The 13,430-nt window shown below is 72.0% G+C and carries 14 protein-coding genes; 5 read left to right on the top strand and 9 right to left on the bottom strand.

What is annotated here, in order from left to right; genetic code table 11:
* Window positions 1–118 precede the first annotated feature (118 nt).
* A complete protein-coding gene (locus ABD811_RS41675) occupies window positions 119–1,006 on the bottom strand; it encodes an LLM class flavin-dependent oxidoreductase (protein ID WP_344958918.1) in 888 nt (295 codons plus the stop codon).
* A 231-nt stretch (window positions 1,007–1,237) separates the two neighbouring features.
* Entirely contained in the window at window positions 1,238–2,089 is an 852-nt protein-coding gene (locus tag ABD811_RS41670) for a LysR family transcriptional regulator (protein WP_344958916.1), read from the bottom strand.
* An 80-nt stretch (window positions 2,090–2,169) separates the two neighbouring features.
* On the opposite strand from ABD811_RS41670, the gene ABD811_RS41665 reads away from it, so the two are divergent.
* Window positions 2,170–2,319: a hypothetical protein gene (locus tag ABD811_RS41665; protein ID WP_344958914.1), complete on the top strand. Its 150-nt coding sequence runs from the start codon at window positions 2,170–2,172 to the stop codon at window positions 2,317–2,319.
* Between the two features lie 92 nt (window positions 2,320–2,411).
* The gene (locus ABD811_RS41660; RefSeq protein WP_344958912.1) at window positions 2,412–2,774 is read left to right on the top strand and encodes a DoxX family protein; all 363 of its coding nucleotides are present in this window, start codon (window positions 2,412–2,414) and stop codon (window positions 2,772–2,774) included.
* 55 nt (window positions 2,775–2,829) lie between these two features.
* Here ABD811_RS41660 and ABD811_RS41655 read toward each other — a convergent pair whose 3' ends face one another.
* The 5 genes from ABD811_RS41655 to ABD811_RS41635 all read right to left on the bottom strand — a co-directional run bounded on the left by ABD811_RS41655 (window position 2,830) and on the right by ABD811_RS41635 (window position 7,160).
* Window positions 2,830–4,023: a GDSL-type esterase/lipase family protein gene (locus ABD811_RS41655; RefSeq protein ID WP_344958910.1), complete on the bottom strand. Its 1,194-nt coding sequence runs from the start codon at window positions 4,021–4,023 to the stop codon at window positions 2,830–2,832.
* A gap of 4 nt (window positions 4,024–4,027) precedes the next feature.
* A complete protein-coding gene (locus ABD811_RS41650; protein WP_344958908.1) occupies window positions 4,028–4,648 on the bottom strand; it encodes a TetR/AcrR family transcriptional regulator in 621 nt (206 codons plus the stop codon).
* Window positions 4,649–4,905: 257 nt separating this feature from the next.
* Window positions 4,906–5,649 (bottom strand): SDR family NAD(P)-dependent oxidoreductase, encoded by a 744-nt coding sequence (locus tag ABD811_RS41645; RefSeq protein ID WP_344958906.1) that lies wholly within the window; start codon window positions 5,647–5,649, stop codon window positions 4,906–4,908.
* A 172-nt stretch (window positions 5,650–5,821) separates the two neighbouring features.
* Window positions 5,822–6,691, bottom strand: a complete 870-nt coding sequence (locus tag ABD811_RS41640; protein WP_344958905.1) for an alpha/beta fold hydrolase — start codon at window positions 6,689–6,691, stop codon at window positions 5,822–5,824.
* Window positions 6,663–7,160, bottom strand: a complete 498-nt coding sequence (locus ABD811_RS41635) for a hypothetical protein (protein ID WP_344958904.1) — start codon at window positions 7,158–7,160, stop codon at window positions 6,663–6,665. The genes ABD811_RS41640 and ABD811_RS41635 overlap by 29 nt, the downstream gene beginning before the upstream one ends.
* 141 nt (window positions 7,161–7,301) lie before the next feature.
* Here ABD811_RS41635 and ABD811_RS41630 point away from each other — a divergent pair, with 141 nt between their 5' ends.
* The 3 genes from ABD811_RS41630 to ABD811_RS41620 all read left to right on the top strand — a co-directional run bounded on the left by ABD811_RS41630 (window position 7,302) and on the right by ABD811_RS41620 (window position 9,759).
* The gene (locus ABD811_RS41630) at window positions 7,302–8,198 is read left to right on the top strand and encodes an RNA polymerase sigma-70 factor (protein ID WP_344958903.1); all 897 of its coding nucleotides are present in this window, start codon (window positions 7,302–7,304) and stop codon (window positions 8,196–8,198) included.
* A gap of 145 nt (window positions 8,199–8,343) precedes the next feature.
* Window positions 8,344–8,892, top strand: a complete 549-nt coding sequence (locus ABD811_RS41625) for an alpha-ketoglutarate-dependent dioxygenase AlkB (protein ID WP_344958902.1) — start codon at window positions 8,344–8,346, stop codon at window positions 8,890–8,892.
* Window positions 8,893–9,006: 114 nt separating this feature from the next.
* Complete coding sequence (locus ABD811_RS41620; protein WP_344958901.1) at window positions 9,007–9,759, top strand: hypothetical protein; 753 nt, start codon at window positions 9,007–9,009, stop codon at window positions 9,757–9,759.
* A 4-nt stretch (window positions 9,760–9,763) separates the two neighbouring features.
* Here ABD811_RS41620 and ccrA read toward each other — a convergent pair whose 3' ends face one another.
* Both ccrA and ABD811_RS41610 read right to left on the bottom strand, forming a co-directional pair.
* Window positions 9,764–11,098, bottom strand: coding sequence for a crotonyl-CoA carboxylase/reductase (gene ccrA / locus ABD811_RS41615; protein WP_344958899.1), 1,335 nt, complete (start codon window positions 11,096–11,098; stop codon window positions 9,764–9,766).
* A gap of 44 nt (window positions 11,099–11,142) precedes the next feature.
* The coding region (locus ABD811_RS41610; RefSeq protein ID WP_344958897.1) for an SDR family NAD(P)-dependent oxidoreductase at window positions 11,143–13,430 on the bottom strand (2,288 nt) is incomplete at its 5' end.

Genomic DNA, 13,430 nt, shown 5'->3' with positions numbered 1-13,430 from the left:
GGGTCTGGGGGTGGGCGGAGCGTTGGACGTCGTTTCGGGCGTTCGGCAGCGGCGGCTCGGGGCGGCGGCAGTCGGCGCGCCGCCGCCCCGAGCCGCATTGGCGGCCGTCCTGGCCCCGTTAGAGGCGGGCGGCGAGGGCCTCCAGCAGTTCGACCTGCTCGTCGGCGGTGAGGGGCAGGAGGTTGAGCACGATGTGCACCTCGTCGGCCTCCAGCTCCCGGGCCCGTTCAAGGTCGGCGAGCGCGGCGTCGACGAAGGCCGCCTCCGAGATCTCGGCTCCGGGCGGGATCGGGATCGTGTTCACCACCACGGTGCCGGTCCCGCCCGCGTCCCGGTACCAGCCGACCTGGGTGCGGGTGTCGTCCCAGTTCACCGCGGTGGTGATGAAGCCGTCCCCGATGCGGGCCGCCCGTTCGATGGTGCGACGGGTGATCGCGCCGAAGAGCAGCGGGATCGTCGTCCCCCAGGGCTTCGGCCCAACCTTGGACGGGGGGATCCGGTAGTACTCGCCCTCGAATTTCACGGGGTCGGGGGCCCAGCAGGCCCGCATCGCCGCGACGTGCTCGACGAATCCGGCGCCCCGGCGCGCGGGCGGGACACCCGAAGCGGTGAACTCCTCGGGGATGTAGAACGGCGGCAACCGAGTGCCGCCGCCCTGCCCGACGCCGACGTCCAGCCGGCCCTTCGACAACTGGTCGAGCGTGGCCAGGCGGCGGGCGAGCACGATCGGCGGCTGGAAGATCGAGTTGACGATGCCCGTGGTCACCCGGATGCGCCGGGTGCAGGCCGCCGCCCAGGTGAGCATCTCCAGCGACTCCCAGACGTGCGTCTCGGGCAGGCCCGCGTCGTTGTTCCAGTGCGGTCCGACCGGGATGAGGAGCCGGTCGGCGGCCGACACGGCGTGGAATCCCAGCCGCTCGGTGGCCTGGGCGATGGTCACAACGGCCTCGGGACCGGCGTACGGGGCGATGATCGGCAGGGCGACGCCGATGCGCGGTGTCCTCATGGTGAATGACCTCCAGAGTCAGTGTCCGGAGATGAGTCGGAGCGACCTGCGGGATATTGCCGTCGCTCGCCAGAGTTTTTCCGGACCTCGGCCATCACCTGGTCGAGGGCGAGGCAGGGAGCGCGCCTGCGACCCGGCCGCGATGATCCCGGACGCGGGCGTGCCTCGGCGTCGAGGTCCGCCGCCAACCACCCGGCATGGCGGGCGCCCATGCCGGGGGCGTTGACGCGGTCAGTTGCGGTAGGCGGCGATCGCGATGTGGACGAACGAGCGGATCAGTGGATTGGTGTCGCCCTGCTTCCATGCCACCACCGCGCGGCTCGGCGGCATGTCGACCAGCGGCACCACGGTGAGCCCCTCCGCCGGTTCGTGATCCAGCAGGGTCATGCCGACCGTGCCGTTCCAGAGGACGGCTTGGCGGCATTCCTGGACGGCGCGGACCACCGGACCCTCACGACGCTCCCCGCCGTTCCAGTACGCCTGCCAGAGAGGGTCGGTGCCCTCCGGGAACAGGAACCAGCGACGGTCGGCCAGGTCCGCCAGCTTCAGGCTGTCGCGGCGGGCCAGCGGATCGTCGGCGCGCAGCAGCGCGCCCACCGGGTCGGCGCGAAGCTCGCGCACGACCAGGCCGGTCTGGTCGAACGGCCCGCGGGTCAGGGCGACGTCGACCGATCCGGCGCGCAGCCCGCAGGTGGGATCGGTCAGGTCGGTCTCGCGGACGCGCACCTCGACGCGCGGGTGCCGCCGGTGGTAGGCGTCGGCCAGCCGCGCCGCGCCCGGGTCGGTGCTGTCCCCCAGGATGCCGACGGTGATGGCCGCGGCGCCGGCCGCCGCGGCCACACGTACGCGCATCCGGTCGGCCTGGGCGAGCAGGGCGCGCGCCTCGTCGAGCAGCACCGCGCCCACCGGAGTGAGGGCGACCCCGGCCGAGGACCGGTCGAGCAGCGAGGCGCCGACCTCGGTCTCCAGCTGCTTGATGGCCCGGCTCAGCGGCGGCTGGCTCATGTGCAGCCGGGCGGCGGCCCGGCCGAAATGGAGCTCCTCGGCGACCGCCACGAAATAGCGCAGCGTGCGTAGCTCCATGCCGCAACGATACCCGTACGGTATCGGCGTCACAGAAAGGGACTTGGACAGTCGCAAGGCCCTGGCAGTGAAATCGGGGCATGACCCGCGAACCCAACGCCAGTGAGCCGCGCGCCGAGCCCGCCGTGTCGGTGGTCGGCCCGGACGACGGCGAGACAATTTTCCTGGGCACCACGCGAATGCGCGTCCTCGAAGACACCGAACAAGCCACAGGCGCTCTCGCCCTGTGAATACCAGAACCGCTTCACGCACTGGCGCACCCGCCTGTGCCTTTCTTGTGCCCCAGGTGCCAATGGGGTTTCTACACCCGTGGAAGGGAATCGTGAACGTCGCCTATTGGATCGTCGCCGGCCTGCTCGCTCTGTTCTACCTCTACGCGGGCGGGAAGAAGGTGGTCCAGAGCCGTGAGCAGCTCCGGCCGATGATGGCCTGGGTGGACGGCATGCCGATGCGGGCCGTCCGGGCCATCGGGGTGATCGAAGTGCTCGGCGCGATCGGGCTGATCCTCCCGCCGCTGACCGGCATCGCGCCAGGGCTGGCCCTGGCCGCGGCCGTCGGGTTCGTCGTCCTGCAGTTCGGTGCGATCAGGGTTCATCTGAGCCGCGGAGACCGCCAGATCGCCCTCAACCTCACGCTCGTCCTCACTGCGGCCGTGACCGTCTGGCTGGCGACGACCTGGCTGTGACTCCCGGCAGAGCGGGACGGTCACCTTCCCGTGCCGACGCAACCGTCCGTGCCGGTCAGGGCGCCGGCGGCATCCGCAGACGAGGCCCGAACAGCCCCTCGCCGCCGAACACGAGCCGCGCGAAGTTCTCGGCGATGCGTCGGTGTCCTGCCGGGTCGGGGTGGACCTCGTCGGGGAGCGGCAGTTCGGCGTAGTCCTTCTCGCCGTAAAGGTCGCGGCCGTCCAGATAGTGCAGGTTCGGGTCGCCGACCGCCCGCTGTTGGACGATCCGGGCGAGTTCGTCGCGGATGACGTTGAGCGTCAGGCGCCCGGCGGCGCGTTCGGCCGGGTCGCCCGTGGCCTTGAACCGCAGGGTCCCGCCGTTGAAGTCGGGCATGAGGGGGCCGGGGGTGTCCTCCTGGACCGGGCACAGGATGGGGGACACGACCAGCAGGGGCGTGGCCGGATGCCCCTCGCGGATGGTGTCGAGGAAGCCGTGCACCGCGGGGGTGAAGGCGCGCAGGCGCATCGCGTCGGCGTTGACGATGTTGATGCCGATCTTGATGCTGATCAGGTCCGCGGGGGTGTCCCGCATCGCGCGGGCGGTGAACGGGTCGAGCAGCGCGCTGCCGCCGAAGCCCAGGTTGACCAGTTCCACCCCACCCTGAGCGGCGGCCAGGGCCGGCCAGATGCCGGTCGGGTGGGCCGCGTTCGAGCCGTGGCTGATGGAACTGCCGTGGTGCAGCCACACCCTGCGCCCGTTGTCCGGCGCCGGCTCGACCGGGGCGTCGGTGCGCAGGGCGATCACCTCGGTGATCTCCGTGTGCGGAAGCCAGATCTCGATGTCCTTGTCACGCGCGGGCAGATCGGTGAACCGGGCGGTGCCGGGAGGCCCTTCGCGCAGTTCGGCGGTCTGGGTCACCATGTCGGTGATCGTGTGGAGATTGCCGCCGGTCACCGTGGCCTGGGCGGTGAGACGGCCGTCGACCAGCAGGTCGTACACGCCGTCCGCCGGGGCCGGGAGACCCCGGTAGACCCGCTTGGTGGGGAGCGTTTGCAGCTCGATGGTGGTGGCCCGGGTGCGGAAGGCCAGCCGCACGCCGGACGGCTGGGCCTCGGCCACGGCCAGTCGATCGTCCGGGATCTGAAGGCGGGCCCACGCGGGCAACCGGTGCGGCAGCAGCCCGCGCGCCGTGCGCTCCACGTCGAGAGCGCCGCGCAGCATGTCGGTGGTGACGGGTGTGGTGATCAGGTCGTGGTCGGTGTTCATCGCCTCAGCCTGTTGATCCGGATCGGTCGGGGGCGGGGCGCGCCCCATCCGACGGCCGGTGGGTGGTCCGGTTGCGCAGCAGGGCGTCGAGGGAATCCACGATCCAGGACCAGGATTCCTGCGGGTCGACGGCGGTGTGGGCGAAGCCTCCGGCCAGTTCCAGGCTGACGTAGCCGTGGAAGACGCTGCCCAGCATCCGGACCGCGTGCGTCTGGTCCGGCTCGGCCATGTCGTAGGCGCGCAGGATCGCCCGCGTCATCTGTGCGTGCCGGACGCCGGCACTGGCGGCCGCCGTCTCCGGGTCGAGCCTGAACCGCGCGGCGTCGTAGCGGCCGGGATGCTCCCGGGCGTAGTCGCGGTAGGCGTCCGCGAAGGCGGCCAGGGCGTCCTTGCCGGCGCGCCCGGCCACGGCGTCGGCGACCCGGTCGGCGAGTTCCTCCAAGGCGAACAGGGCGATCCTGGTCTTGAGGTCCTGGGAGCTCTTCACGTGCGAGTACAGACTCGCGACCTTGACGTCGAAGCGCCGCGCGAGCGCCGAAACGGTCACCTGGTCGAAGCCGACCTCGTCGGCCAGTTCCGCCCCTGCCCGGGTCAGGCGTTCCGGGGTCAGCCCCACTCGCCCCATGATCCCCCTCCCAGCCGCCGAGATCCGCACCCCAGAAGCCGACAAGCATTAGGCGTTTACCTAATAGCTTTAGGCAAATCAGCCTACCGCTATGAAACCGCTGACCGAGCACAGATCCGCACCGCGTTCGCCGGCACGGGGCGCAGGGCAGGGACAGGGCCTGACGGTCAGCCGAAGATTCTTCAGGCATCCTGGCCGCTTTCACTTCGGGCTTTCGCCGGGGGCGCGGTGGCGACCGCGCGTCGGTTGCGCGGCGGTCACCATGCGACGGGGCCGAGGCGGTCGATGAAGGTCCCGGTCGGCCCGTCGGCGTCCAGCGTCGCGAGTTCGATGATCGGGTCGGTGCCCTCGGTGACCGTCAGCTGGCCGGTGTGATTGTTCATGTCGGTGGCGGTGAACGTGTGATTGGCGACCTCTCCGGGCGTGAGGGCGTTGAACTTGATGTGCGGCAGCGCCTGGGCGTACCGGACGGTGATCATGTTGAGCGCCGCCTTGGAGGAGGTGTAGGCGAGCTCGTGCATCTTGGAGACGGGCTGGTCGGGGTCGGTCACGACCGCGAAGGAACCGGCGGCGCTGGACACCATCACCACACGCGGATTCTCCGCCGCCTGCAGCAGGGGGAGGAACGCGTGCGTCACCCTGACCGGTCCGTACACGTTGGTGTCGTACACGGCGTGGATCTCCTCGGCCGTCGCGTCCGCGGGCGCGACGACGTTCCCCGGCGCGCCGGCGTTGTTGACCAGGACGTCCAGCTTGTCGGTGTGCTTCCGGACGAGCCGTACGGCGTCGGTCACCGACTCGTCCGAGGTCACGTCCAGCGGGACCATGACCACGCTGGCGCCACCGTCGGTCAGCCTGTCGGCGGCCGCCCGCCCCCGGCCTTCGTCACGCGAGCCGAGGAAGATCGTCCAACCCCGTTCGCCGAGCCGCCGGGCCGTCTCGAAACCGAGGCCCTTGTTGCCTCCGGTGATCAGCACCGAGGTCTGTGCCGCGTTCGTCATTGGTCCTCACCAGTGGAGTCGCGTGCCGCACGGATCGTTCGCGCGGCGTCCTGACGAACACAAGGCACCGGTGCCGCGGTCTCTGTGACAGCCCGGTCGTATGACGTGCACCACAGGCTGGCGGCCACCGCCCGAACCGCGGCGCGCACCGACCAGGAACGTCCCGGCGCTGTCAGGCGCCTTGTCCTGTGGTCTCCGTCCGGTGGTCCAGCACGGCTTGGGCGATCCGCTCGGGCTGTTCGGCGACCATGTTGTGGCTGGCGTCCAGTTCGAGCACGCGCAGGTGCGGCCGGTCGGCGGTGAGGGGCAGCAGGTCGCGGCGGATTCCCGCGCGCAGCGCCGGCATGAGCTCGCCGACGCGGCCCGGCAGGCCGGGGAGGTCCCTGGTCGCCAGGACGAACAACGCGGGGCAGCGGATGTCGGCCACGGCCGCGACGCTGTCCTGGAAGTACGGGTCGTATCTGATCTGCCTGGCCAGTGCGGCGTCCGGCCGTACGAAGACGCCCTCGTCGGTGGTGCGCAGCGTCCGCTGGGGATACATCGCGGCGTGCTCCTCCGGCAGTGGCCGGGCCATCGCCTCGGCCTGGGCGTCGAAGACGGCCTTCAACTCGGCCAGGAGCGCGTTCCGTTCGTCCTGCCCGATGCCTGCGTAGTGCTGCGGGGCGGTCTCGGCCGAGCGCAGGCCGTCGAGGTTGACGATCCCGGGGCCGTCGGGGTGGCGCAGCGCCCACCGCACCGCGACCATGCCGCCGAGGGAGTGGCCCACCAGCAGGGGGGTGTCAAGGCCGAGGTGGTCGATGACCGCCTGCACGTCGTCGAGCACCCCCTCCCACTCCCACGGCCCGTCGCCGGACAGCCCGTGGCCGCGCAGGTCCATCGCGACGACACGGTGTGCGCTCGTCAGCAGCGGCGCGACCGTGTCCCAGTGCAGGAGGGTGCCGCCCAGACCGTGGAGCAGCAGCACGGGAGCTCCGGTGCCCCCGTGGTCGCGGACGGCCAGGTGGACCGGTCGGTCATTGATGATCAGGTCTTGTGGTGGCACGGGTGCTCTCCTGGGGGCGGTTGAGCCGGTCGCGGATGGAGGAGGTGGTGACGCCGCCGTCGGGATGCCGGTCGAGCTTGCCGCGTTTGACCAGGTCGTGGACGCCCTGCCGGGTGATGCCGAGCATCGCCCCCGCCGTGGCGTACGACACGGCCGCCGCCGCGGGGTGGCCGGTCGCGCGGGCCACGGCCCGCCCCAGCGCGGTCCGCCACCACGAGGTGGGCGGGTCGAAGGGCGCGTCGCCGGGGAACAGCGCCCCGATGAGCCGGGCCGCGGTCAGGGTGGCCCGCTCCCGGTCGGCGCCGAGGAGCTGGGCGGCCCAGACCTCGGCCTCCACACGCAGCCGCTCCCTGATCGGGACGAGCGGCTCGTCGGAGGCCAGCAGGATCTCCAGCGGGTCGAGGAGACGCGTCTCCAGCACCCGGACCAGCTCGGCCACCAGCTCGACATGGTCGTCCGTGGTCGTCACTTGACAGACTCTAGCAAGTACTTGCTCCTTGCCGTCAAGTAGCGGCGTTCCGTACGCGGGGTCCGCGCCTCTGCCGGTGGACCAGTGCGGGCCGTGCTGCGCCCGCCTGATGCAATACGGCTGGAGAAAAGGGAGCAGGACATGAGCGATCAGGCCACTGACCAGGCGACCGAAGCCTTCGTCGCCCACCGCAATCTGCTGTTCACCGTCGCCTACGAGATGCTCGGGTCGGCGGCCGACGCCGAGGACGTCCTGCAGGAGACCTGGCTGCGGTGGGTGAAGGTCGACCAGGGGCAGGTGCGCGACCAGCGCGCCTACCTGGTGCGGATCACCACCCGGCAGTCGCTGAACCGGTTGCGCACGATGAGTCGCCGCAAGGAGGCGTATGTCGGGCCCTGGCTGCCCGAGCCGCTGCTCACCGCGCCGGACGTGGCCGAGGACGTCGATCTCGCCGAGAGCATGTCGATGGCGCTGATGCTCGTCCTGGAGACGCTGTCGCCGACCGAGCGCGCCGTCTTCGTGCTGCGCGAGGTCTTCGATTTCGGCTACGAGGAGATCGCGGCCGCGGTCGACAAGAGCCCGGCGGCCGTCCGTCAGATCGCGTCCCGCGCCCGCCGGCACGTCGACGCCCGCCGCCCCCGCGAGGCGGTCTCCGCCGGCGAGACCCGCGCGGTTCTGGAGTCGTTCCAGCACGCGGTCCACACCGGGGACCTGCAGGGCCTCCTCGACCTGCTCGCCCCCGAGGTCGTCCTGATGACCGACGGCGGCGGCGTCAAGCAGGCCGCGCGGCGGCCGATCGTCGGCGCCGACAAGGTCGGCCGCTACATCATCGGCGGCACCGGCAAGGCCGAAGGCACGCTCACCCTCGACCACACGGTGGTCAACGGCAACCCGGCACTGGTCCTGCACCTGGACGGCGAACTCGAAGGCATCATCACGACCCGTGTCGAGGACAGCCGCATCACCGGCCTCTACTACGTCCGCAATCCCGAGAAGCTGACCCACGTGGAATCCGAAACCCCGCTCACCCTCCGCTGAACGCCGACAGCCGGACGGCGTCTTATTCGGTGGTCTCTGGGTGTGCTTCTGCGTAGGGTCGCGCCCATGCCGTCTCATCGTCGCGAGCGACAACGGGGGTCCACGCCGTTCCGCCGGGTGGGCCCCAGTTTCGCGAAGGAGAACGATGACCGCGCCGCCCCTCGACGTCCGCTACGTCCCGGACGCGCTGCCTGACGCCGACGACGCCCTCGCCTTCCTCCTCACCGAAGTGGCCTGGGACGACCGCATGCGCGCACGCCGGACCGCGAGTTTCGGCGTGCCGTACAACTACTCCGACCAGCGCTACGACCCCGTGGAGATGCCGCCGCGGATCGCCGCGATCGCGGCCCGCGCCGCCAAGCACGCCGGCCACCCCTTCAACAACTGCCTGGCGAACCGGTACGACACCGGCGACAACACCATGGGCTTCCACCAGGACTCCTACGAGGGCCTCGTCCCGGGCAGCGCGATCGCCATCGTGTCGCTCGGCGCGACCCGCACCCTGGTGTTCCGCACCATCGACCGGACGCATCGCACCGAACTCGCCCTTGAGCACGGGTCGCTGTTGCTGATGACGCACGCGACCCAGCGCTCCTGGACCCACGGCGTCCCCCGCACCGCCTCCGCAGGTCGCCGCATCAGCCTCACCTTCCGCCGCTTCGAGACGCAAGGATCCGCGGCGACCTCGGTATGAGCTCCCGGCATGTCCCCCGAGTGTCGCGTCCGTGGCGGAATGTGCACTTATGGGCTGGACGAGCAGTAGGCGGAACCGTGGGCGGGTGGCGGGCATCCATATCGGAGACGAGACGTGGGGGTGCCTGTGGCGGTCCGGGGTGCGAAGCGGTGGGCGCTGGTGTGGGGCGGGCTCGTGCTGGGCGCGGCGGTCGTGCTCGGGGTCGTCGTGACGAAGCCGTGGTCGGCGCACTCGGATCACGTCTGCTGCGCGTTGCCGCCGGACACCAGCGCGATCGAGGACGTGCCGGAACGGTGGCAGGCGGCGGTCGCGGACGGCGACGTCCCGGCGGCGTGGGGAATGCTCACCCCCGAGGCGCAGCGGCGGTACGGCTCGCAGCACGGCCTGGAAGCGGCGCTGGACGATCTCAGGCCGTCGTCCCGCGCGGCGGCGACCTGGTGGCTGACCAACTCCTACACGCAGGGGCGCGGCACGCCCAGCCGGTTCTTCTACCTGCTCGTGGAGGACGAGTCGCTGCGGCCGGTGCGCGCGGTGATCGTCCACTCCCGGGCGGACGGCACACCTGACGGGCGGATCGACCCGGACGTGCCCGCCACCGTGCGGATCCAGGAACCGGCGTCTCGCGCCGTGGTGGGCCCCCGGCCGCGGATGCGATCCGCCACCGGGGTCCCGCCCAGCTACACCGTCGTGCAGTCGGAGAACATCGTCCGCGGGGCCGTCGGGTCGACCCGGGAGGCCGACGGCCGCGACGCGCCGTTCTCGCACGCCGGGCCGCTGCGTCCCGGGCCGGCGCTGATCGTCGCCGTGCGGTACGACGGCCGGTACGCCTACGGCGCGGTACGTGTGACGGTCCGCCGGGACGCCTGACGGGTCACCGGCGGTAGAGGTTGAGCCTCTCCTCGCCGATGCGCTCGCGCAGGGCGGGGTCGTCCACGCCCTGTCCTTCCTTGTCGGCGGCGCACAGCACGGCCACCTTGCCGACGTGCTGGTTGGTCTGGACGGCGCGGGTGGCCTCGCCCGTCTGGTCCAGGGGGAAGACGGTCGAGAGCGTGGGGTGGATCATGCCGAGGGCGATCAGGCGGTTGGTCTCGACGGCCTCGGCGTAGTTGAAGCCGTGGGAGCCGATGATGCTCTTGAGGCGCATCCACAGGAAGCGGTTGTCGTACTCGTGCCGGTAGCCGGTGGACGACCCGCAGGTGACGACCTTGCCGCCGCGCTTGGCGACGTAGACGGACGCGCCGAACGTCTCGCGGCCGAGGTACTCGAAGACGATGCCCGGGTCCTCGCCGACGCGGCGGCGGATGGCCTCGCCGAGGATGCGGCCCGCCTTCGGGTGGCGCATGCCCTGCTCGCCCAGGTCGAGTTCGGTGCGGTTGATGACGTGCTCGCAGCCCTGGGCGCGCACCAGTTCGGCCTTCTCCTCGGACGACACCACGGCCACCGGGATGCCGCCGCCGTTCTTCACCAGCTGGGTCGCGTACGAGCCGAGCCCGCCCGTCGCCCCCCAGACGAGGACGATGTCGCCCTGCTTCATGCGCGCGCCGTGGGAGCCGACGAGCATGCGGTACGCGGTGGCCGCGCACAGGGTGTTGGACGCGGCCTCCTCCCAGGTGAGGTGGCCGGGCTTGCGGATGAGCTGGTTGGCCTTGACGACGCAGTACTCGGCCAGGGCGCCGAAGTTGGTCTCGAAGCCCCAGGCGAGCTGGGTCTCGCTCATCATGCCGTCGTCGTAGGAGCCGTGGTCCTCCTCGTCGACGTAGGCCGGGGAGACCACCACGCGGTCGCCCGGCTTCCACTTCTTGACGCCCGCGCCGGTGCGCACGACGACGCCGGAGGCGTCCGAGCCGAGGATGTGGTACGGCAGGTCGTGGCGGGCGCCGTACCAGCCCTGGCGGCCGAACTTCTCCAGGAACGCGAACGTCGGCACCGGCTCGAAGATGGCCGACCAGACGGTGTTGAAGTTGATCGCGGCGGCCATGACGGCGACCACGCACTCGTCGGGCGCCAGCTCGGGCATCTCGACCTCGCCGACGTGGATGGAGCGGCGCACGTCCTTGTCGGTCTGGCCCTCGAAGATGCCCACCTCGTCCTTGCGGAGGTGGGCGGCGCGGAACCGGGTGGGCAGCGGGCAGTCCTGCAGCTGCCGGCCGTCGGCTCCGGCGCGGACGGCGTCGAGCAAGGCATCGGACGAGGCGGGCTGAACCATGGATCTCCTCCGTGATGGGCGGGGGTAGGGGATGGCCCGGGAGCCTAGGGGGCCGGTGCGGGTGCCGGCAGGCCGTCCTTGTCCGTCGCTCCCACGGCGAGCCGTTCACCCAGGTCGGCCGCGAGGACGTGCACGGCCGGGGGGTCGAGCAGGTTGAGGTGGTGCGCCCCGGGGACGGGCACGATCTCCAGGTTCGGGCACAGGGGGCCGAACCCGTTGGTGCCGTCGAGGACGTAGCGGGCGTCCTGGACGGCCCAGGGCGTCTTCTCCGGCGCGCGGTAGAGGACGACGCGGCCGTCGTAGGGCTGCGGCTGGTACGCCTCCAGGGAGCGGGTGTCCTGGTGGGAGGTGAGCTGGTGGGTGAGGGCGGCCGGGGGGATGTGGTCGACCAGGGGGGCGGCGCGCTCCATGACCAGCGCGAACTGCTCGTCCTCCGACAGCCCGGACAGCTCCTCGTAGGTCAGCACGACGTCGAGGTCGTAGGTCTGGTTGATGTAGTCGGCGAACGCGGAGAAGCGGCGGGCCAGGGTGTCGGACTCGTCGTCGACCGGCAGCGGCAGCCCCGCGTCGAACAGCGCGACCAGTTCGACGTCGCGTCCGGCGGCGGTGAGCAGCCGCGCGGTCTCGTAGGCCAGGACGCCGCCGAACGACCAGCCGCCGAGCCGGAACGCGCCCTCGGGCTGCGCCTCCGTCAGGCGTTCGGCGTAGCGGGCGGCGCGCTCGGTCACCGACGGGGCGTCCTCGAACCGTTCGAGGCCGTGGACGGGCTGGTCGTCGCCGAGCAGGGCGGCGAGCTGCCGGTAACAGGCGGTGGTGCCGCCCGCCGGGTGCGCGACGAACAGCGGACGGCGGGTGCCGGCGGCGCGCAGCGGACGGATCGTCTGCCGCGCGGCCTGTTCGTCGGCGGCGCGCAGGAACCCGGCGACGTGCTCGGCGGTCGGCACGGCCAGCACCTCGCCCCGCGTCACCTCGCTGTCTTGCCCGACCAACCGGCCCCGACCGACCTCCTGGGCGAACTCTGCGGCGACGCGCGCGACGATCCGGTCGGCGTGGTCGTCGCTCCCGCCGAGGTCGGTGAACAGGTCGGCGGTGACGCTGACGCGGTCCAGGCCGAGCACGTCCTCGAAGATCCGCACGGCGAGGCGTTCGGCGGCGTCGCGCGGCATGACGTACCCGTTGACGGCGTTCGCCGTGGCGGACGCAGGGGCGGACGCAGGGGCGGACGGTGCGGCGGGCGCGTCCAGGCCGAGTTCCCCGGCGGCCCACTCCTCGAACACGTTGACGCTGGCGCCCTTGAGCAGCACCGACGGCGGGACGGTCAGGCCGAGGTCGTGTTCGACGCCGCTCTTGATGCGCACGGCCACGAGGGAGTCGAGGCCGAGGTCAGTGAGGGGGACGGACGGATCGAGCCGTTCGGGGTCGAAGCCCAGCACCGAGGCGATCCGGTAGCGGACGCGCGCGGCGATGGCGGCACGGGCCCCGGCCGCGTCGAGACGGCGGATCTCGTCGATGCCGGGCCAGTCGTCCGCGCCGCTCCCCCGCGTCGCGGCGGCCGCCGCCTCGGTGAGCGCCGCGAAGTACGGCATGTTCGTGATCTCGGGGAACAGCTCGACGGCCGCGGCCGGGTCGAAGCGCAGCACGCCGGTCGCGGGACGGTCGGCCGCGAGCAGCGCCTCCAGCGCCTCGGCGCCCTCGTCCGGGCTGATCGGGTCCAGCACCGACACCGACAGCTGCGCGGCGCCGCCGACCTGCGACCAGGTGCCCCAGTTGACGGTCGTGGCGGGACGGCCGTGCGCGCGGCGGTAGGCGGCGAGGGCGTCGAGCGCGGCGTTGGCGGCGGCGTAGGCGGCCTGGCCCGGGGAGCCGAGCAGCGCGGCGGCCGAGGAGTGCGTGACGAACCAGTCGAGGTCCAGGTCCCAGGTGGCGGAGCTGAGCGCACGCGCACCCTCGACCTTGGCCGCCCACACCCGGTGCAGGTCGTCGGGACGCAGGTCGGCGATGAGGCCGTCGGCGAGGACGCCCGCGCCGTGCACGACGCCGCACAGGCGCCTGCCCCCGTCGCGCGCGGCGGCGACGAGCCGGTCGGCGGTGCCGGGCGCGGCGATGTCGCCGAGCACGACGTCCACGTCCACGCCGCTCTCCCGCAGGCGGGTGATGGCCTTCTCGGCGTCTGCGTCCGGCCCCGAGCGGCCCGACAGCACCAGCCGTCCGGCGCCGCGCTCGGCCAGCAGCCGGGCGGTGACCAGGCCGATTCCGCCGTATCCGCCGGTGATGACATACGCGCCGCCGCGCCGCACGACGCGGCGGGGGCGGCCCTCGGGCGCGGGCAGCG

It is taken from the genome of Actinomadura miaoliensis, from assembly GCF_039536785.1.
Taxonomy (GTDB): domain Bacteria; phylum Actinomycetota; class Actinomycetes; order Streptosporangiales; family Streptosporangiaceae; genus Spirillospora; species Spirillospora miaoliensis.
This window is presented reverse-complemented; position numbering and strand designations above follow the sequence as displayed.

Coding starts and splice junctions, on each gene's coding strand:
- ABD811_RS41675 (WP_344958918.1), bottom strand. CDS start 1,006: ATGAGGACACCGCGCATCGGCGTCGCCCTGCCGATCATCGCCCCGTAC.
- ABD811_RS41670 (WP_344958916.1), bottom strand. CDS start 2,089: ATGGAGCTACGCACGCTGCGCTATTTCGTGGCGGTCGCCGAGGAGCTC.
- ABD811_RS41665 (WP_344958914.1), top strand. CDS start 2,170: ATGACCCGCGAACCCAACGCCAGTGAGCCGCGCGCCGAGCCCGCCGTG.
- ABD811_RS41655 (WP_344958910.1), bottom strand. CDS start 4,023: ATGAACACCGACCACGACCTGATCACCACACCCGTCACCACCGACATG.
- ABD811_RS41650 (WP_344958908.1), bottom strand. CDS start 4,648: ATGGGGCGAGTGGGGCTGACCCCGGAACGCCTGACCCGGGCAGGGGCG.
- ABD811_RS41645 (WP_344958906.1), bottom strand. CDS start 5,649: ATGACGAACGCGGCACAGACCTCGGTGCTGATCACCGGAGGCAACAAG.
- ABD811_RS41630 (WP_344958903.1), top strand. CDS start 7,302: ATGAGCGATCAGGCCACTGACCAGGCGACCGAAGCCTTCGTCGCCCAC.
- ABD811_RS41625 (WP_344958902.1), top strand. CDS start 8,344: ATGACCGCGCCGCCCCTCGACGTCCGCTACGTCCCGGACGCGCTGCCT.
- ccrA (WP_344958899.1), bottom strand. CDS start 11,098: ATGGTTCAGCCCGCCTCGTCCGATGCCTTGCTCGACGCCGTCCGCGCC.